General features: G+C 40.7%; 19 protein-coding genes. 9 read left to right on the top strand and 10 right to left on the bottom strand.

Annotated features, from left to right (window positions below; translation table 11 throughout):
* Positions 1-50: 50 nt before the first annotated feature.
* Entirely contained in the window at positions 51-1442 is a 1392-nt protein-coding gene (locus OCV82_RS07865) for an MltF family protein (RefSeq protein ID WP_154043899.1), read from the top strand.
* A 92-nt stretch (positions 1443-1534) separates the two neighbouring features.
* Here OCV82_RS07865 and trxA read toward each other — a convergent pair whose 3' ends face one another.
* From trxA to OCV82_RS07850, 3 genes are all read right to left on the bottom strand, one after another.
* The gene (trxA, locus tag OCV82_RS07860; RefSeq protein ID WP_154043898.1) at positions 1535-1834 is read right to left on the bottom strand and encodes a thioredoxin; all 300 of its coding nucleotides are present in this window, start codon (positions 1832-1834) and stop codon (positions 1535-1537) included.
* Positions 1835-2002: 168 nt separating this feature from the next.
* Complete coding sequence (locus OCV82_RS07855) at positions 2003-2605, bottom strand: OmpH family outer membrane protein (RefSeq protein ID WP_154043897.1); 603 nt, start codon at positions 2603-2605, stop codon at positions 2003-2005.
* Positions 2606-2630: 25 nt separating this feature from the next.
* On the bottom strand, positions 2631-2858 hold the full coding sequence (locus OCV82_RS07850; protein WP_154043896.1) for a hypothetical protein: 228 nt from the start codon (positions 2856-2858) through the stop codon (positions 2631-2633).
* Between the two features lie 235 nt (positions 2859-3093).
* On the opposite strand from OCV82_RS07850, the gene OCV82_RS07845 reads away from it, so the two are divergent.
* The 3 genes from OCV82_RS07845 (at position 3094) to OCV82_RS07835 (ending at position 8614) form a co-directional block, all read left to right on the top strand.
* Entirely contained in the window at positions 3094-4551 is a 1458-nt protein-coding gene (locus tag OCV82_RS07845; RefSeq protein WP_154043895.1) for an aminoacyl-histidine dipeptidase, read from the top strand.
* 2 nt (positions 4552-4553) lie between these two features.
* Complete coding sequence (locus OCV82_RS07840; RefSeq protein WP_154043894.1) at positions 4554-5567, top strand: endonuclease/exonuclease/phosphatase family protein; 1014 nt, start codon at positions 4554-4556, stop codon at positions 5565-5567.
* Between the two features lie 89 nt (positions 5568-5656).
* Positions 5657-8614: a PEP/pyruvate-binding domain-containing protein gene (locus OCV82_RS07835; protein WP_154043893.1), complete on the top strand. Its 2958-nt coding sequence runs from the start codon at positions 5657-5659 to the stop codon at positions 8612-8614.
* Between the two features lie 73 nt (positions 8615-8687).
* Here the strand turns inward: OCV82_RS07835 and OCV82_RS07830 are convergent, their stop codons facing one another.
* The 7 genes from OCV82_RS07830 to OCV82_RS07800 form a co-directional block, all read right to left on the bottom strand.
* A complete protein-coding gene (locus OCV82_RS07830) occupies positions 8688-10052 on the bottom strand; it encodes a dipeptidase (RefSeq protein ID WP_154043892.1) in 1365 nt (454 codons plus the stop codon).
* A 2-nt stretch (positions 10053-10054) separates the two neighbouring features.
* Positions 10055-11134 carry a chorismate synthase gene (aroC, locus tag OCV82_RS07825; RefSeq protein ID WP_154043891.1) on the bottom strand — a complete coding sequence of 360 codons (1080 nt, stop codon included), beginning with the start codon at positions 11132-11134 and terminating at the stop codon, positions 10055-10057.
* A gap of 140 nt (positions 11135-11274) precedes the next feature.
* Entirely contained in the window at positions 11275-12207 is a 933-nt protein-coding gene (locus OCV82_RS07820) for a TPM domain-containing protein (RefSeq protein WP_154043890.1), read from the bottom strand.
* 7 nt (positions 12208-12214) lie between these two features.
* Positions 12215-12802, bottom strand: coding sequence for a LemA family protein (locus tag OCV82_RS07815; RefSeq protein ID WP_154043889.1), 588 nt, complete (start codon positions 12800-12802; stop codon positions 12215-12217).
* 78 nt (positions 12803-12880) lie between these two features.
* Complete coding sequence (locus OCV82_RS07810; protein ID WP_154043888.1) at positions 12881-13144, bottom strand: hypothetical protein; 264 nt, start codon at positions 13142-13144, stop codon at positions 12881-12883.
* A 6-nt stretch (positions 13145-13150) separates the two neighbouring features.
* On the bottom strand, positions 13151-13534 hold the full coding sequence (locus tag OCV82_RS07805; protein WP_154043887.1) for a phage holin family protein: 384 nt from the start codon (positions 13532-13534) through the stop codon (positions 13151-13153).
* A 155-nt stretch (positions 13535-13689) separates the two neighbouring features.
* Positions 13690-13893, bottom strand: a complete 204-nt coding sequence (locus OCV82_RS07800; RefSeq protein WP_154043886.1) for a YtxH domain-containing protein — start codon at positions 13891-13893, stop codon at positions 13690-13692.
* Between the two features lie 291 nt (positions 13894-14184).
* Between OCV82_RS07800 and OCV82_RS07795 the strand changes: the two genes are divergently transcribed.
* From OCV82_RS07795 to OCV82_RS07775, 5 genes are all read left to right on the top strand, one after another.
* Positions 14185-14682 carry an SPOR domain-containing protein gene (locus OCV82_RS07795; protein ID WP_154043885.1) on the top strand — a complete coding sequence of 166 codons (498 nt, stop codon included), beginning with the start codon at positions 14185-14187 and terminating at the stop codon, positions 14680-14682.
* Between the two features lie 109 nt (positions 14683-14791).
* Positions 14792-15745 carry a PCMD domain-containing protein gene (locus OCV82_RS07790; RefSeq protein ID WP_154043884.1) on the top strand — a complete coding sequence of 318 codons (954 nt, stop codon included), beginning with the start codon at positions 14792-14794 and terminating at the stop codon, positions 15743-15745.
* A gap of 71 nt (positions 15746-15816) precedes the next feature.
* Complete coding sequence (gene ruvX, locus OCV82_RS07785; RefSeq protein WP_154043883.1) at positions 15817-16233, top strand: Holliday junction resolvase RuvX; 417 nt, start codon at positions 15817-15819, stop codon at positions 16231-16233.
* 21 nt (positions 16234-16254) lie between these two features.
* Positions 16255-16809 (top strand): peptide deformylase, encoded by a 555-nt coding sequence (gene def / locus OCV82_RS07780; protein ID WP_154043882.1) that lies wholly within the window; start codon positions 16255-16257, stop codon positions 16807-16809.
* Complete coding sequence (locus OCV82_RS07775; RefSeq protein WP_154043881.1) at positions 16806-18806, top strand: tetratricopeptide repeat protein; 2001 nt, start codon at positions 16806-16808, stop codon at positions 18804-18806. Before def ends, OCV82_RS07775 begins: the two co-directional genes overlap by 4 nt.
* The last annotated feature ends 61 nt before the right edge of the window (positions 18807-18867 follow it).

Here is an 18867-nt window from a genome sequence, read left to right as displayed (position 1 = left end):
TTACAACAAGTATAGCGATAAATATTCATTAATTATTAAAATGTGATGCAATGAAGAAACGTAAATTGTTAATTCCTTCGATAATAGTGCTTATTGTAGCCTTGATAACCATAACTTTTGTTATAAACAAGGAACATGAAGTTGAAATTATTCATGATGATCTGGAGCAGGTTATAGAGGATGGGGAACTTATAGTTCTTACGATAAACAGTTATGCATCATATTTTAATTATAGGGAAGTTCCTATGGGATTTCAATATGAACTTGCACAGGGATTTGCAAAATCGCTGGGGGTAGAATTGAAAGTCAAGGTCTTGAACTCGGAAGTTGAGTTGGTGGATGCCTTGCTAAGGGGTGAAGGAGATCTTATAGCATATAATCTTGCCATAACGAATGAAAGGAAAAAAGAACTGATATATTGTGGAAAAGAGAATATATCGCATCAGGTATTGGTTCAAAGAAGCGGTAATGATGCTTTGGATGATGTTACCCAACTTGTAGGTAAAGAAGTGTATGTCATGCCTGGAAAATATGAGGAACGACTTGAAAATTTGAATCATGAGCTTGGGGGAGGTATATCAATACACGAAATTACCGAAGACAGTATAACTAATGAAGATCTTATAGAAATGGTAGCCAAAGGTAAGATTGACTATACTGTGACAAACAATGAGCTGGCTAAAATCAATAAGACATATAATCCAAATCTGGATATAAGTATGGAGATAAGTTTCGACCAGCGTTCTGCGTGGGCAGTAAGAAAGACATCTCCTAAACTGGCTGAGGCTGCGGATAAATGGCATCGAGAGAATATAAACTCAGCCGAGTTCGAGGCTAGTGCCAGAAGATATTTTGAACTTAACAAACATACTCCCCAAGGTTCTATTCTTTCGCTTAAAGATGGAAGAATATCCTATTATGACGATTTGTTCAGAAAGTATGCGCCGCAGATAAACTGGGACTGGAGATTGCTTGCCGCTCTAGTCTATACTGAGTCAAATTTTAATCCGTCTGCTGTTTCCTGGGCGGGGGCGAAAGGATTGATGCAGATGATGCCTTCCACAGCCAGAGCATACGGTGTTCCTGCCGGAATGGAAAGTGATCCGGAACAGAGTATAAAGGGTGGAGTCAGATACATATCCGAGTTGCAGAAGGTTTTTTCTAAAGTGAAGGATGATAAGGAACGCATCCTGTTTGTGCTGGCATCGTATAATTCCGGCATAGGGCATGTGTTTGACGCTATGGCTCTGGCAGAGAAATACGGAAAAGACAAATATGTATGGAATGGAAGTGTGTCAATATATATGTTGCTAAAGAATAAGGAGGAATATTATAATGATCCTGTCTGCAAGAACGGGTATTTCAGAGGTACTGAGACTTATAATTTTGTACGTGATGTGCTGACACGGGCCGATGTATATATCAAGAATATAAAGGAGTGATAAAAAACAAATGGCTGAAAGCCTTATTGGGAGGGGAACTTTCAGCCATGTTTGAGAAATAAATGATGAAAAATGAGAGTTTAATTATTTTTTTATTTGAACATTTCTACGATTTTGTTTAATTCGCCAGCGTTAATTACCCCACTTTGTCTCCACATTTGTTTTCCGTTTTTGAAAATCATCAGTGTAGGTACAGACTGTATGCTGTATTGCATGGCAAGTGCATTATTTTTATCAACATCTACTTTTACTATTCGCACCTTGTCGCCTTGCATATCTTTAACCTGTTTCAGAATAGGAGACATAGTTTTGCAAGGACCGCACCATTCAGCAAAGAAATCCACAATTACAGGTACGTCTGATGAAGATATTAATTCGTGAAAAGTTTCCATAATATGTCTATCGTTGTATGTTGTCGTGATTTAGTTATAAAACAAACTAGACATAGCTTTTGTTCGATACAAAAATAAAAAAAGGTGGAAAAAATCCACCTTTTTTTTATTTTCTTTTTGTGCTTTAAATAGTGTTTAAATGCTGTTTAAACACTATTTAAAAAGTTATTATTTGTTGATACCCGAGTAACGTGCGTTAAGTCCGTCAACAATTTCCTGTGTGATATTATATGCAGGATCTGCATAAAGAAGGTTGTCGAAACCTGTGTTACTGATAATCAAGCTATAACCTTTATCCTTGTTGTAGATTTTAAGGAATGAGTTGATAGAGTCTCTCAGCTGAAGACTGTTCTTCTGATTTTCGTCAGCAAGGTCCTTACTAAGTTTTTCCTGCAAAGCCTGAAGATCCTGTTGCTGTTTGATGATGCGGTTCTGCTGCTGCTGAGCGCTTTCTGCGCTTACGAAACCGTTGTTTTCGTATTTACGCTGGAATTCTTTCATTGCAGCATCAAGAGCTTTAGCCTTTTCGTTAAGAGTAGTACGGATATTTTCTTCCTTCTTAATCATAAGTTCGTTCAGGTCGTTCCAGAAACGATATTTTGTAAGAAGCGAGTCTATTTCTACGTATGCAATCTTCATGTTTGTTGTACCGGTAGCTGCAACAGGTGCTGCTGTCTGTGTTGATTCACCATTGTTTCCTGCGCACTGTACAAACATTACAGCCATAACCACAGCTAAAAATCCTTTGAGGATGTACTTAGTCTTTCTCATAAATTTTCTATATCATTTAAGTTAATTATTCTTCTTCTTCATTTTTCTGTCTTTCCGAGATGGCGTTAGGATTGGTTTTACGCTGCTCTCTGTCCTGCGATTGTACGCATCCGATGCCTCTTTCGCGCATGGCTTTACTTCCGCTAACATGTGTATTAGGGAAACGTCCGTTCTTTTTGAACAGTATTTTTACGCATAATAGTGCTATACAGACAGCTACTATTATAAGTGTAGCGAGTATTATCTTAAGCATTGCTATAGTTTTTATGATAAATAGGATACTGTTCGGGATAGTCAAAATTTGAAAAACTGCCTTTTTCATTTGCCTCTCCGCTCACCTTTCACTATTTTTGTGGTGCAAATATATAGTTTTGTTACGATTAAAACTTCACAATGCTTTTAAAAAAGTCATTATAAAGGTGTAAATCGGCTTATTTAACTTATTTTTGCATAGAAAATAAATACATAAATGCTTAATACAGATTATTATGGAAGTAAAAGATTTGACTCCTAAGATTGTTTTTCATTATTTCGACGAAATATGTCAGGTTCCCCGTCCTTCTAAAAAGGAAGAGAAAATCCGTGCTTATCTTATCGCTTTTGCCGAAAGCAAAGGATTGGAATATAAAGTGGATGAAGCCGGAAATGTCCTGATAAAAAAGAATGCCACTCCTGGAATGGAAGACAGAAAGACCGTAATTCTGCAGTCGCATATAGATATGGTTTGCGAAAAGAATAATGATACTGTACATGATTTCGAAAACGACCCAATCCAGACATATATTGATGGTGAATGGCTGAAGGCTAAAGGTACTACTCTCGGTGCGGACAATGGTATCGGTGTTGCAACTCAGCTGGCTGTACTGGCATCAGATGATTTGCAGCATGGTCCTGTTGAATGTCTGTTCACAGTGGATGAAGAAACAGGTCTTACAGGAGCATTTGCATTGAAAGAAGGTTTTATGAACGGAGATATTCTTCTTAATCTTGACTCTGAAGACGAAGGCGAACTGTTTATCGGATGTGCCGGAGGTGCCGGAACAACTGCCCAGTTCCCATGTCCTATGGTGAAATCGCCTGAAGGTTATTTCTTCTTCCGTGTTACAGTGAAAGGTCTTACGGGAGGTCATTCGGGAGATGATATCAATAAGAAACGTGCCAATGCCAATAAGGTATTGAATCGCTATCTGATGCAGATCTCACAGAAATACGACTTGTATCTCGCAGAAATAGATGGAGGAAACCTCCATAATGCGATACCTCGCGAGGCTCATGCCGTGTGTGCCGTTCCTATGAAGGATAAAGAATCGGTAAGAGTGGATTTGAATATATTCCTTGCTGAAGTGGAAAATGAATTCTCTGTTACTGAGCCTAACATCAGAATGGATCTGGAGTCGGAAACAGCTTTGCCGGAAGTAATCGAGAAGACAGCGATGATCAGATTCCTCAACTCTATACATGCAGTTCATAACGGTGTGTTTGCTATGAGTCAGGATATGGAAGGATTGGTTGAAACTTCGTCTAACCTGGCTTCTGTCAAGATGCGCGACGGACAGATTGTGGTTGTGACAAGTCAGCGCAGTTCAATCCTTTCTTCACGTTTGGATATGTCGCAGACAGTACGTTCTGCATTCGAACTTGGTGGAGCGACAGTAACTACAGGTGATGGCTATCCGGGATGGAAACCAAATCCTTCGTCTGAAATCCTGAAAGTGGCTGTTGACAGTTATAAAGCTTTGTTCGGTACAGAACCTAAAGTGAAAGCTATCCATGCAGGATTGGAATGCGGTCTGTTCCTCGAGAAATATCCTTCTCTTGACATGGTCTCATTCGGACCTACATTGCGTGGAGTACACTCACCTGATGAAAGAATGCTTATTCCTACAGTAGATAAGTTCTGGAGACATTTGCTTGATGTTTTGAAGAATATACCAGTTAAAGCTTGATTATGGGCTTTATAAGAATATTGATTTGTTGGGTAGCATGGTTCATATCATTGAACCTTGCTGCCCAACAGTCTTTTCTGGTGATGGAGTATAATGTGGAAAACCTTTTCGACTGCCGTCACGATACCCTTAAAAATGATTTGGAATTTATGCCGGACAGTCCCAGGGGATGGAATTACGGCAAATTCAGAAAAAAGATAGAGAATATTGCCCGTGTCATACTTTCCGCCTCGCGTGAGAATGTTCCCGATATCATAGGGCTTTGTGAGGTGGAAAACGAATTCTGTGCTAAAACACTTGTAGGATATTCCCAATTGAAAGAAGCCGGTTATGAATATATAATTACAGATTCGCCCGACGAACGAGGTATTGATGTGCTTTTGCTTTATCAGCCTTATACTTTCAGACTCCTGAACAAAAAATTCATTCATGTTCCAACCGTTAGTATCGGCGGACGGCCAACACGCGATATCCTCCATGCATCGGGGCGTGTCGTGACAGGTGACACTCTGGATGTTTTTCTAGTGCATTTCCCTTCACGTTCCGGAGGATGGAGAAAATCCGAAAAGTTCAGACTCATGGCTGCAGGAATATTGAAATCGGCGGCAGACAGCATCATGAACATGCGTTCAAATCCAAATGTTATAATAATGGGTGACTTCAATGACTATCCGCAGAATAAGTCAATATCGGATGTGCTTGCTGCTTCCAGACCGGGAGATACTATTGAGAAAAATGCGTTATACAATCTTATGGATGGCAGGGAAGGAGGTACGTACCGTTATCGCGGTCAGTGGGGAATACTGGACCAGATTATAGTAAATGGGAACTTGTTGGGAGAAGGTAATATACGGACCGGTTATTCCAAGGCATGCATCATTGACTTTCCTTTTCTCCTGGAGGAGGACGACAAGTATGGTGGCACTACTCCTTTCCGTATGTATAACGGCATGAGGTATAAAGGAGGATATAGCGACCATCTGCCTGTTTTGCTTGAATTGAATATGCATCACTGACCTCAATCCACTTTTTTGAGAAGTATTTATTGCATAAGTCAATTGAAATACCGACTTTTGTTTTTTAGGAATATTAATCATAAAATCTCATGCTAAGTAAGTTAAAGTTAAATCAGCTTTATTTCAAGGATACTCAGTTTGCCAATCTGATGACAAAACGAATTTTCAACGTTTTGCTCGTGGCAAATCCATACGACGCTTTCATGCTGGAGGACGACGGACGTATAGACGAAAAGATATTCATAGAATATATGAATCTCAGTTTGCGTTATCCTCCACGTTTTACTCAGGTTTCCACTCCGGAAGAAACATGGAAACAGTTGGGGAATACTACTTTCGATCTTGTAATCTGTATGCCAGGAACAGACAGTAGCGACACTTTCGATATTGCCCGTGATATCAAGGCAAAATATCCTCATATACCTATCGTAGTTCTGACTCCGTTCTCGCATGGTATCAGAGAAAGAATGGAGCATGAAGACCTTAGTGTGTTCGAGTATGTGTTTTGCTGGCTTGGTAATACAGATCTTCTTGTGTCAATCATCAAGTTGATAGAGGATAAGATGAATCTGGAGCACGATATAAAGGAAGTGGGTGTGCAGATGATAATGCTTGTGGAAGACTCAATACGTTTCTATTCGTCTGTTCTTCCTAATCTGTACAAGTTCGTGCTTAAGCAAAGTCAGGAATTTGCCACCGAGGCGTTGAACGAGCACCAGCGTACGTTGCGTATGCGTGGTCGTCCTAAAATAGTACTTGCACGTTCATACGAAGAAGCGATGAAACTGTATGAAACATTCAGCAATAACGTATTGGGTATAATATCCGATGCCAGATTTCCTCATGACGGCAAGATAGATCCTTTGGCAGGAGTAAAACTTCTAAAAGAAGTGCGCAGTCGTGATCCGTTCATGCCACTTATACTCCAGTCGTCGGAGGAAGATAACCGTAAGTATGCCGATGAGTGTAAGGCTGTCTTCGTTGACAAGAACTCGAAGAAGATGAATATCGACCTCCGTGAGGCTGTTTCGGATAATTTCGGTTTTGGTGATTTCGTATTTATCAATCCAAAGACCAAGGAAGAAGTGGCTAGAGTTCATAATCTGAAGGAACTACAGAATATAGTATTCTCAATTCCGGCAGATTCATTCCATTATCATATTAGTCGTAACCACGTTTCACGCTGGCTTTATTCACGCGCCATTTTCCCTGTAGCTGAGTTTTTGAAACAGGTAACGTGGGAGTCGCTTCAAGACCTTGATGCTCACAGGCAGATTATATTCGAAGCCATAGTACGCTATAGGAAAATGAAAAATCAGGGTGTTGTGGCAGAATTCAAGCGCGAGCGTTTCGACCGCTATTCTAATTTTGCACGTATAGGTGAAGGCTCCTTGGGAGGTAAAGGACGTGGTCTGGCATTTATCGACAATATGATTAAGCGTCATCCTGATTTCGATGATTTTGAGAATGCATCTGTTGCCATACCTAAGACTGTTGTTCTGTGTACTGATATATTCGATGAGTTTATGGACAGCAACCGTCTTTACCAGTTGGCATTGAGTGATGCTGATGATGAAACTATCTTGAGGGCCTTTCTTCGTGCCAAGCTTCCGGACAGACTGGTAGAGGATTTCTTTGCTTTCTTCGATGTGGTGAAATCACCTATAGCCATACGTTCGTCCAGCCTTCTTGAGGATTCTCATTATCAGCCTTTCGCAGGTATATATTCCACATATATGATACCATATATGGAGGACAAATACGAGATGCTCCGTATGCTGAGTGATGCCATAAAAGGAGTTTATGCATCAGTATTCTATAAAGACAGTAAGGCATACATGCAGGCTACCAGTAACTTGATTGACCAGGAAAAGATGGCTGTGATACTTCAAGAAGTGGTTGGTACACAGTATGGCGACAGATATTATCCTGCCATTTCCGGTGTGGCACGTTCAATCAATTATTATCCTATAAATGATGAACTTGCCGAAGAGGGAACAGTAAGTTTGGCTTTGGGACTTGGTAAATATATAGTAGATGGTGGGCTTACTTTGAGGGTTTGTCCTTATCATCCTGACAAGGTACTGCAGACTAGTGAGATGGATATTGCTCTTCGCGAGACGCAGACACGCTTTTATGCGCTAGACCTCAAGAACACAGGACAGAATTTCTCGCTTGATGATGGTTTCAATCTTCTTAAACTGCATGTCAAGGATGCTGAGGCCGATGGTGCATTGAACTATATTGCCTCTACATACGATCCATATGATATGGTGATACGCGATGGTATCTATCCTGGCGGAAGAAAGGTGATAACATTTGCCAATATTCTTCAGCATGATGTTTTTCCATTGCCTCGCCTTTTGCAATTGGCGCAGAAGTATGGTCAGGGCGAGATGCGTCGTCCTGTAGAAATTGAGTTCGCCGTGAACTTCGATGCAAACAACAAGACAGGAGTTTTCTATCTTCTTCAGATACGTCCGATGGTTGATATCAAGGCAGACTTGGATGAAGACCTAAGCCTGATTCCTGAAGATAAGATAATATTGAAGAGTGAGAACTCTCTTGGTCATGGAGTAATGGACGATATATGCGATTTGATATATGTCAAGACTGATGGATATTCTGCTTCGAACAATCAGCTGATAGCATATGATATAGAGAAACTGAACCGTAAATTCCTGGACGAAGGAAAGCACTATGTACTTGTTGGTCCGGGCCGATGGGGTAGTAGCGACACATGGCTTGGAATACCGGTAAAGTGGCCTAATATCTCAGCTGCAAGAATAATAGTAGAAGCCGGACTGACAAATTATCGTGTGGACCCAAGTCAGGGTACTCACTTCTTCCAGAATCTGACATCATTCGGAGTGGGATATTTCACCATCAATGCGTTTATGAACGACGGTATCTATAATCAGGAATTTCTGAACAGTCTGCCGGCTGTGGAAGAAACACAATATTTGCGTTGGGTAAGATTCAAATCTCCGCTTATAGTTAAGATGGACGGTAAGAAGAAATTGGGAATTGTGGCTTTGCCTGAATAAGCAACCTTATAAATGAAAAAAACGGTTTCATGTATCTGAAAATGATGATGAAACCGTTTTTTTATGTCTTGATTTATAGCTGATTGCTGTATTCCTTATGGAACTCAACCACAGCCTCTATTCCTTTTCGGAATATGTCTAGAGGGAAGTTCTCATTTGGAGAATGGATGGCATTACTTTCAAGTCCGAATCCCATCAGTACTGTCTTTATTCCAAGAATCTGTTCGAAATCGCTTATGATAGGAATACTACCTCCGCGGCGTACTGCCAGCGGTTTCTTGCCGAATGCTTTTTCGAATCCTTTTTCGGCTGCCTTATATGCAGGAAGTGAGATAGGGCATACATAGCCTTCGCCACCGTGCATAGGGGTTACTTTTACCTGTACATCTTCGGGAGCTATTTCGTTGATATAGTCAACAAATAGTTTTGAGATCTTTTCGTGGTTCTGGTGTGGCACAAGTCGGCACGAAACTTTTGCGTATGCCTTTGACGGAAGTACTGTCTTGGAACCTTCGCCAGTGTATCCTCCCCAGATACCGCATACGTCGAACGATGGACGGCAACTGTTGCGTTCGAGAGTGGAATATCCCTTTTCGCCTTTCAATGCTTTCACTCCGATTGCATTCATGTATTTTTCTTCATCGAAAGGAATGTTTGCTATCATCTCGCGTTCTTCTGCCGGAACCTCTTCCACATCATCGTAGAAATGAGGTACGGTGATGCGTCCGTCGGCATCAGTAATCTTGTCTATCATGCTGCACAATATGTTGATAGGATTTGCTACAGCACCGCCGAAGTGTCCGGAATGCAGGTCGCGGTTAGGGCCTGTGACTTCTATTTCCCAATATGCCAGTCCGCGCAGACCTGTAGTGAGTGACGGAAGATCCTTGCCAAGCATACTTGTATCCGATACTAAGATAACATCAGCCTTAAGAAGTTCCTTATGTTCTTTCAGGAAAGCATTAAGACTAGGTGAACCTATTTCCTCTTCTCCTTCGAAAATGAATTTTACGTTGTGCTTCAGGAGGCCTTCGCGCACCATATATTCGAATGCTTTGGCTTGAATCATTGCCTGACCTTTATCGTCGTCGGCACCTCTGGCCCAGATATGTCCGTCTCTGATTTCGGGTTCAAACGGATTGCTTTTCCAGAGTTCGAGCGGTTCGGCAGGCATCACGTCGTAGTGTGAATATATCAATACGGTAGGCGCAACAGGACTTACTCTCTTTTCGGCATATACCAATGGGTTGCCTTGCGAAGGCATGATAATAGCTTCGTTTGCACCTGCTTCGATTAGGAGTTGTCTCCATCTTTCGGCACATGCCAGCATATCTTCCTTATGCTGAGGCAGGGCACTGATGCTAGGTATGCGTATCAGACTGAAAAGTTCGTCGATGAAACGCTGTTCGTTTTCTTCAATGTATTTCCTTATTTCCATGGTTATAGAGTTGTTGTTTTGTTTAACAGATAATAATCGAGTATTGTCATGGCTGCCATAGCTTCCACTATAGGTACTGCTCTTGGAAGTACGCACGGGTCATGGCGACCTCTCGCTTTTAATATTGTTTCGTTACCGTCTTTATCCACTGTAGGCTGTTCCATAAGTACTGTTGCAACGGGTTTGAATGCTACTTTGAAGTATATGTCCTGTCCGTTGCTTATACCTCCCTGGATACCTCCTGAACGGTTTGTACGGAAAGCTATCTTGCCGTTGTCGTTATAGAAGATATCGTTCTGCTGGCTGCCTTTCATGTTCATGTTGCCAAATCCCTGTCCGTATTCGAAACCTTTTGCGGCATTGATTGTGAGCATTGCATTGCCTAATGCTGCATGGAGTTTACCGAATGCCGGCTGGCCGAGACCGATAGGGCATCCTTTTATCACGCAATCAACAGTTCCTCCTATGGTATCGCCTTCACCTTTTGTCTTCAGAATGAGTTCAGCCATTGTCCGTGCCATAACAGGGTCCGGACATCTCACAGGATTCTTTTCAATCTCGCTTAAATCGTATGAAGTATAATCCTTGTCGAGTTTCAGTTCACCCACCTGTGATGTGTAAGCTGTAATCTCAACTCCCAGTTGTTTCAAGGCTATTTTTGCCAGTGCTCCGGCAACAACTCGTGAGATGGTTTCACGTGCCGATGAACGGCCTCCTCCGCGATGGTCGCGCAGTCCGTACTTTTGAGTATATGTGAAATCAGCATGCGACGGACGGAAGACATCCTTCATGTTGTCATAATCGCCTGAATGCTGATTGGTGTTCCATACCACGAAACCTATGGGGCATCCTGTGGAAACTCCATCGTATATTCCAGAAAGAAATTCAACCTGATCTGATTCCTTGCGTGCAGTTGTTATGGCAGACTGTCCGGGTTTTCTTCTGTCGAGTTCTTTTTGGATGAAATCCATGTCTATATGTATTCCTGCAGGGAAGCCGTCTATTACTCCTCCTATACCTTTTCCGTGTGATTCGCCGAAGCTGGTCAGACGGAATATATTTCCAAATGTGTTGTTGTACATTTTATCTCGTTTTTATATTTATATTAGTAGGTTGGTTTATTACCGGATTTATGGTAGAAATAATATTATAACTCATGTTGCCGACAGGTGTGGGCTGTGTTGCTGACAGTGGTCGGCAGCAAATAATGTCGGTATTTTGATTAGAATTTACTTCCGGCTCCTCCACCTCCGAAGCTGCCACCGCCGAAACTTCCTCCTCCGAAGCCACCGCCTCCAAAACCGCCCCGTCCGAAGCCTCCTCCCATGAAGATGCCTCCACCGAACGGTCCGCTTCGCCTTCCGTGGTGATGATTATTCTCATCATCCACACGCTGTTCCTTGCGTACATAGTGGCCGCAGTTTGAGCAGCATGATACTATTTCTTCGATATGGTATGTAGGATATTTGGCTATGGTGCGTCTGGAAATGACTTTCATTGTCTGTTTATGGCATTTAGGACAACGTTTTTGTCGTCTGACGGTAAGCCAAAGATAGAACATTGTAAATCCAATGACACCGAAAAGCAGCAGGAACAATATTATAGAATCTTCACCTGATCCGGAGCCAGGCTTATCCGGCGTTCCGTTTTCTCCGTCAAGATATCCTCTTACGGCTTTTATTCCGGCAAGCATTCCTGCATCCCAATTCCCTTGTGAGAAGGCCTTGTTCATGTATCGTACCTGTATCTTCTTGCAGATGGCATCAGGCAATACACCTTCAAGTCCGTATCCGGTTGCAAACTGTATGCAGCGTTCGCCTGTTACGAGAAGTATAACAAGACCGTTGTCTTTTTCTTTCTGTCCGACTCCGTTTTCCTGACCGAGGCGATATGCAAAATCAAAACAGTCACCACCTTCAATCTGTTCTACGGCTACTACAAGAACCTGTATTCCTGTTTTCTGCTCCAGTGAAAACAGTGTGGTGTCTATGGCGGCAACAGTAGATGCAGAAAGAATATTGTCAGGATTGCTGACGTAGCGGGTACGATCCATGAGATGCACCATAGGAACATCCTTTACCTTATATTCTTTTGCGGTAGCCGTCATGCAGCAGCACAATGCGAGCAGTATTGCTACGAAATGCAGTCTTCTCATAGTCGTATCAGAATTTTACTTCCGGTGCTTTTTCAGAACCTTCGGCTGCTTCGAAATAAGGACGTTTCTCGAATCCGAAAAGTCCGGCTATGATATTTTTAGGGAAACGGCGGATTGTTGTGTTGTAACTCTTGGCTATTTCGTTGAATTTTCTGCGTTCCACGCTGATTCTGTTTTCTGTTCCTTCAAGCTGAGCCTGCAAAGCCTGGAAATTTTCGTTTGCTTTAAGGTCCGGATAGTTCTCTGTAATAGCAAGCAGTCTGCCGAGCGCGGCACCTATTTCACCTTGTGCCTTCTGGTATGCCTGAAGCTTTTCAGGAGTAAGATCCTCAATGCTGATAGTGGCCTGTGTAGCTTTCGATCTTGCCGATACTACAGCATCCAAAGTTTCTTTTTCGTGTGCTGCATATCCTTTCACGGTATTCACAAGGTTAGGGATAAGATCGGCACGGCGTTGGTACTGGTTTTCTACATTGCTCCATGCTGTGCTTACCGATTCGTCTTGCGAAACGAGTGAGTTATAAGATGAAATACTGTAAATTACTAAAATTGCAATTACTGCTATAACAGTGATGATTGTCCAAGTTTTCTTCATAATTTCTTTTGGTTTATAAATATTAAATTGAAATTTAGCGCAAACATAATAAAAATAACCGTGTCATAAACAGTTGGCCTATGATAGTTTTTTGTGTTTTTTGCCGGAGAATATTTCTTTTATTCTTCTATATATCTTTACTCCTGTCATAATACCGTCGTATGCAGCCATTCCGGTGTTGAAATGGTGCATCATCAGATCCATTTTGCTTTTTGTCTCAGGTGGTGAGAAAAGGTTCTGCGTCAGTTCGTGGATTCTTTCCTTTGACGCTCTCAGCTCTGCCTTTTTGCTGTTTTTCCTGTCAGAGATGATTTGTATGCTGTATTTGGTTGTTTCGTTCATTGTATATTATTGTTTAGGGTTGTTTTCTTCTTTATCTTTATCCTCTAGGAATAGTCGTGCCAGAAAATTGACCATCGGCTGGAAGATTATTTTTTGTCTGAGGATATATATTACAATGCCAAGTAGTAATATACAGCCACCGATTATAGCATAACTGGCAATAATATTATTGACAAAAGAGTCTATCGTATAAACCAGCATGAACGAGAAATAAAACAAGGCTGTCATCCCCAGAACGATGAGGACGCATATCAGGATGAGTGTTGATATGAGAATGGTAAGCTTTTCCACCAGGTCAAGCTTGATGTATTGTCCCTGAAGCTCTATATATTTTTTTATTTCCTTGAACAATGCTTCCAGATTGTCAATGCTTTTGTCGTTGGCAAACATATTTGTCTTTACTTTATAATTAATAAAAAAGGGAAATTTAAAAGGAAGTTCCGTCAGTCGCGTTAGCGTGAGCGGCTTTTCCTTTTAAAATCCCTAATGAGTTTTCTCAAAATCTTAAACTGACAGAAGTCTTGTCTTTTCTGTCTGAGGTCTTTTTACTCTGCATCTTTCACTTCTGCTGCAATCTGGTCAACCAAGTCTTCCATTTCAGCACGATTTAGTCTGATTCCTTTCTGGCGAAGGATTTCAGCTATTTTTCTACGAGTGTCTTCGCCTTTTTCCGGAGCGAATAGAATTCCGGCTGCTGCACCAAGAGCTACTCCGCCCAAGAATGCTGCTACAATGTTCAATGCTTTCATGATAATAGTGTTTTATCGTTGTGTATGATGCGTCTTTAATTATTGTTGCATGGAAATTGATATGCAGACAATATTGAATGACGGTATCATAAACAGGTTTATTGTTTTAGTTTCTACAAATCTAATAAAAAAGATTGTATTTTGTCCGTCTTAATCCGTGAAAAATTATCATTTTATTCTGATAAATGTATAATTAACGGTTTTTAACTGCATTGAAAGCTTTATATTACTACTTTTGCCACGAAAAGCCAGGAAGGTGAATTTATAAATCAAAATAAACATAAAGACGACATGAAAAAATTATTCGTATTAGGAATGGGATTATGCCTTGTATTGGCATTCTCTTCTTGCAAATCAAGTGAAAGTGCTTATAAAAAAGCATATGAGAAAGCTAAACAAAACGAATTGGCTGAGGCAAAAACTCAGGAAGAAGTGGTTGAGCCGGCTCCGGTGGTAGAGGCTGCTCCTGTTCAGACTCCTGCTCCTGTTTCTCCTGCTCCTGTTCGTGAAGAGAAAGTTGAACTTGTTTCAGGAGATGGACTTAAGGCATTCAGTGTTGTGTGTGGAAGTTTTGGTGTAAAAGCTAATGCTGATGGCTTGAAATCAACACTTGACGGACAGGGTTATAATGCGAAAGTTGTATATAATGCGGAACGTAATATGTATCGCGTTGTTGTAGCATCTTTCGATACAAGAGAAGAAGCTGCTGCTGCAAGAGATGCTTTTAAGGCTAAATATCCTAACCGTCAGGATTTCCAGGGCTCATGGTTGTTATACCGTGTGTATTAATGGAAAATAGCTCGGAATTATTATTCTAATTTTCATATTATAAGCGATGGCATCTAGGCTATCGCTTTTTTTTGTACATTTGCGAATTGTTTTTTTATTTTGATGTATTATGAAGAATAGGTATTATGTTTGTATAATTTGCTTGTTGGTAGCAATGTCGTCTGTGGCACAAGAGAAATTTGAATTGTTTAAGTATGGTGACATGGACAGTTGGGTAACGCGTAGGATAGAAGAGTCGTCCATTATAGGTGGTAACGTTAAATATTTGTATGAACTGGGGCCTGAGATGGATTTTGACGGAAATATTCCATATAAAAATCAGGGTGGTTCGCCATGGGGAAATTCTAATGTCATGGCTAAAGTGGCAGGTATAGTAAAGACAAATACGAGTGTGTTTCCGGAAAAACTCACTCATGGCAAGTGTGCACGTCTGGAAACTCATATTGAAAGTGTCAAGGTGTTGGGACTGGTAAATATCTCTGTGCTGGCATCAGGTTCTATGTTTCTTGGAGATATTAAAGAACCCATAACCGGTACTAAGGATGGTGAAGAAAAGTTGAATTGTGGTATCCTCTTCTCGAAAAGGCCAAAGGCTATACGTTATGACTATAAAGTGAAAATGTCTGATCAGAAAGATAGGATACGTATGACTGGCTTCAGCAAGAAAACTGTAGTGAAAGGTAAGGATGCGGCAATAATGGTTTGTTATCTTCAAAAAAGAACAGAAGATGCTGAAGGGAATATAATAGCGAAGCGAGTTGGAACAGCTGCGGTGAAATACTCGGATAATTCTGACTGGAAGAAAGGTGTTACATATGAGATAATGTATGGCGATATAACCGGCAACGCTAACTATGTTCCTGAACTTATGGCTTTGGGAACCGGTGGATATCATGCACGCAACAGCAAAGGCGAGAGCGTGATGATAAAAGAAGACGGATGGGCAGACAAGGATGAAACTCCAACTCATATCATTGTACAGTTCACTTCAAGCATAGGCGGTGCGTTTGTTGGTTCACCTGGAAATACTCTTTGGATTGATAATGTAGGTCTGGTGTATTAACCAAATGCTAGGATTTTTTTAGTTATATATATAAGGCTGTAATAAATTAATTTGTAAATTTGCTGCCACTTATGAGTAGGATTTTAGCAATTGATTACGGAAGAAAGCGTACTGGGATAGCTGTTACAGATCCGATGCAGATTATTGCAAGCGGACTTACAACTGTGCCTACACATGAACTTGCGGATTTCATTATGAAATATGTCGCTCAGGAAAAGGTGGAACGGATTATCATCGGTCATCCTAAACAGATGAATTATGAGGATTCGGAGAATATGAAGAATATTATTCCTTTTATGAACAGACTGAAGAAATTGCTTCCTGCAATTCCTGTGGAATTGGTTGACGAAAGGTTTACATCCGTATTGGCTCATCAGGCTATGCTGGCTGGAGGCTTGAAGAAAAAGGACAGGCAAAACAAGGCGCTGGTGGATGAGATAAGCGCAACTATAATTTTACAGTCGTATCTCGAATCGAAAAAATATTAATAACAGAATAAAATAATAAAGATGATTTTACCGATTTACGTATATGGCCAACCTGTATTGCGTCAGGAGGCTGAAGATATAACTCCGGATTATCCGAACCTGAAAGAATTGATTGAAAATATGTTTGAGACTATGGACCGTGCCGATGGTGTAGGTCTGGCTGCTCCACAGATAGGATTGCCAATCCGTGTGGTTGTGATAAATCTTGATGTTCTTTCAGACGAAATGCCGGAATTCAAGGATTTCAGACGTGCATATATCAATGCACATATCATTGAAACAGGTGATGAAATTGTCTCAATGGAAGAAGGTTGCCTTAGTTTGCCTGGAGTTCATGAGACTGTAAAACGTCCTGACAAAATACATGTGACATACCTTGACGAAAATCTTAATCCTCATGATGAATGGGTGGAAGGATATCTGGCAAGAGTTATGCAGCATGAGTTCGATCACTTGGATGGTACTATGTTCATTGACCATCTGTCTCCATTGAGAAAACAGATGATTAGAGGAAAACTTAACAAGATGGTTGAAGGTAAAGCACGCTGTGCTTACAAGGTGAAAACTGTAAAATGATAAAAAAGCTTCTATACATATTATATATAGGCTTGATGACACCTGTAGTGGCCCTGTCGCAAATAAATACGGACAGGGTTATGACTATAGGTAAGAATGCTCTCTATTTTGAGGATTATGTATTGTCAATACAATATTTTAATCAAGTTATCAATGCAAAACCATATTTGGCGGAACCTTTCTTTTATCGTGGGCTTGCAAAACTGAATCTGGATGATTTGCAAGGTGCTGAAGCTGACTGTACGCAGTCGATAGACAGGAATCCGTTTGTTGCCAATACATACCAGATAAGGGGAATAGCCAGAATACGTCAGGAAAATTTTGACGGTGCGATAGCCGATTATCGTAAGGCTTTGACTATAGAGCCTGAAAATGAAGCGTTCTGGCATAATCTTATACTATGTAGAATTCAGAAAAAAGACTATCCTACGGCAAGAGCCGAACTTGATACTCTCATTTCATTATCTCCGAAATATACTGATGCTTATTTGATGCGTACGGAAGTGTCATTGAAAATGAAGGATACAATACAGGCCATGTCTGACGCTGACAAAGCTATAGAAATGGACCGTTATAATCCGGACCCGTGGGCTTCAAGGGCTGTATTATTTATGCAGAGAAGTAAATATGCAGAGGCGGAATCGGATTTTGATGAGGCTGCAAGACTTTCGTTTAAAAATTCTGGAATATATATAAACAGGGCTTTGGCAAGGTATTATCAGAATAACTTGCGAGGCGCTATGGCTGATTATGACATTGCTCTGGATATTGATAGGGATAATTTGATTGGACATTACAACCGAGGACTGTTAAGAGCCCAAGTAGGTGATGACAACAGGGCTATAGAGGATTTTGACTTCGTATTGAATGTGGAACCGGACAATCTGATGGCTGCATTTAATAGAGGATTGCTCCGTAGTAAGACTGGAGATTATAAAGGAGCTGTGGAAGATTATACTTTGGTGTTGGACGAATATCCGAACTTTATGCCTGGTTATCAGTGTAGGGCTGAGGCTTATCGTAAAATGGGAGACCTTAAGAGGGCTGACGCTGATGAGATAGTAATGCTTAAAGCTCAAATTGACGCACAGACCGGAAATAAGAATAATACAGCTTCGAATGACAAGACAAGAAAGAAGTCTGATAAGAATATGAACAACTATCGCAAAATCGTTGTTGCCGACAATGATGAAGAAGATAGCAAATACAGGACTAACTATCGCGGTAGGGTGCAGGATAAGAATATCAATATTCTTCCTCAGCCAATGTTTGCCTTGACTTATTATGAACGTAAGGATGAGGTGAGAAGACAGGTTAACTTCAATGATAGAATAGCCAGAATGAATGAAAAACACCTGTTCCCGCAAAGGTTGATTATCACGAATAGTGAAATGGCTTTAAGCGAGGATCAGGTTAAGCAGCATTTTGCTTCCATAGACCGTCTGTCGGCTTCTATAGCCAATAATCCGGAAAATGCATTGAATTATTATTCACGTGCGCTGGATTTTTATCTGGTTCAGGATTTTGACAATGCTATCAATGACTTGAATGAATGTATAAAGAAAGACAGTACGTTTTTCCCTGCATACTTCAGTCGTGCATTAATTCATTATAAGGAACTGGAGTATAGAAAGCGTGAAAAGAGTTTCGAGATAGTAGTTGCAGACGATAAGACAGCACAGGTGAGGTCTTTGGATTATGCTAAGATACGTGATGATTTGGATAAGGTGATAGAGCTGGCTCCTGATTTTGTATATGCATATTATAACAGGGCCAATATCCTTACCATAATGAAAGATTATCGTGGAGCAATAGCTGATTATAATAAGGTTTTGGAGATAGAACCAAATCTTGCGGATGCTTATTTTAATAGAGGATTGACTCATATTTTCCTTGGAAACAATAGGCTTGGAATACAGGATTTGAGCAAGGCAGGAGAATTGGGTATATTCTCTGCTTATAATATCATAAAACGTTTTACGGCTAAAGAAAACTAACTTTTATATCAAAAAGAAACCTATTATAGAAACTTTTACTAATTTTGCGGATAAAACTGAG

Source organism: Bacteroides cellulolyticus, from assembly GCF_025567135.1.
In the GTDB taxonomy this organism is placed as follows: Bacteria; Bacteroidota; Bacteroidia; order Bacteroidales; family Bacteroidaceae; genus Phocaeicola; species Phocaeicola cellulolyticus.
This window is presented reverse-complemented; position numbering and strand designations above follow the sequence as displayed.

Coding starts and splice junctions, on each gene's coding strand:
- OCV82_RS07820 (WP_154043890.1), bottom strand. CDS start 12,207: ATGAGAAGACTGCATTTCGTAGCAATACTGCTCGCATTGTGCTGCTGC.
- OCV82_RS07835 (WP_154043893.1), top strand. CDS start 5,657: ATGCTAAGTAAGTTAAAGTTAAATCAGCTTTATTTCAAGGATACTCAG.
- OCV82_RS07805 (WP_154043887.1), bottom strand. CDS start 13,534: ATGTTTGCCAACGACAAAAGCATTGACAATCTGGAAGCATTGTTCAAG.
- OCV82_RS07795 (WP_154043885.1), top strand. CDS start 14,185: ATGAAAAAATTATTCGTATTAGGAATGGGATTATGCCTTGTATTGGCA.
- OCV82_RS07830 (WP_154043892.1), bottom strand. CDS start 10,052: ATGGAAATAAGGAAATACATTGAAGAAAACGAACAGCGTTTCATCGAC.
- def (WP_154043882.1), top strand. CDS start 16,255: ATGATTTTACCGATTTACGTATATGGCCAACCTGTATTGCGTCAGGAG.
- OCV82_RS07790 (WP_154043884.1), top strand. CDS start 14,792: ATGAAGAATAGGTATTATGTTTGTATAATTTGCTTGTTGGTAGCAATG.
- aroC (WP_154043891.1), bottom strand. CDS start 11,134: ATGTACAACAACACATTTGGAAATATATTCCGTCTGACCAGCTTCGGC.
- OCV82_RS07865 (WP_154043899.1), top strand. CDS start 51: ATGAAGAAACGTAAATTGTTAATTCCTTCGATAATAGTGCTTATTGTA.
- OCV82_RS07800 (WP_154043886.1), bottom strand. CDS start 13,893: ATGAAAGCATTGAACATTGTAGCAGCATTCTTGGGCGGAGTAGCTCTT.
- OCV82_RS07845 (WP_154043895.1), top strand. CDS start 3,094: ATGGAAGTAAAAGATTTGACTCCTAAGATTGTTTTTCATTATTTCGAC.
- OCV82_RS07850 (WP_154043896.1), bottom strand. CDS start 2,858: ATGCTTAAGATAATACTCGCTACACTTATAATAGTAGCTGTCTGTATA.
- trxA (WP_154043898.1), bottom strand. CDS start 1,834: ATGGAAACTTTTCACGAATTAATATCTTCATCAGACGTACCTGTAATT.
- OCV82_RS07775 (WP_154043881.1), top strand. CDS start 16,806: ATGATAAAAAAGCTTCTATACATATTATATATAGGCTTGATGACACCT.
- OCV82_RS07855 (WP_154043897.1), bottom strand. CDS start 2,605: ATGAGAAAGACTAAGTACATCCTCAAAGGATTTTTAGCTGTGGTTATG.
- OCV82_RS07840 (WP_154043894.1), top strand. CDS start 4,554: ATGGGCTTTATAAGAATATTGATTTGTTGGGTAGCATGGTTCATATCA.
- OCV82_RS07810 (WP_154043888.1), bottom strand. CDS start 13,144: ATGAACGAAACAACCAAATACAGCATACAAATCATCTCTGACAGGAAA.
- ruvX (WP_154043883.1), top strand. CDS start 15,817: ATGAGTAGGATTTTAGCAATTGATTACGGAAGAAAGCGTACTGGGATA.
- OCV82_RS07815 (WP_154043889.1), bottom strand. CDS start 12,802: ATGAAGAAAACTTGGACAATCATCACTGTTATAGCAGTAATTGCAATT.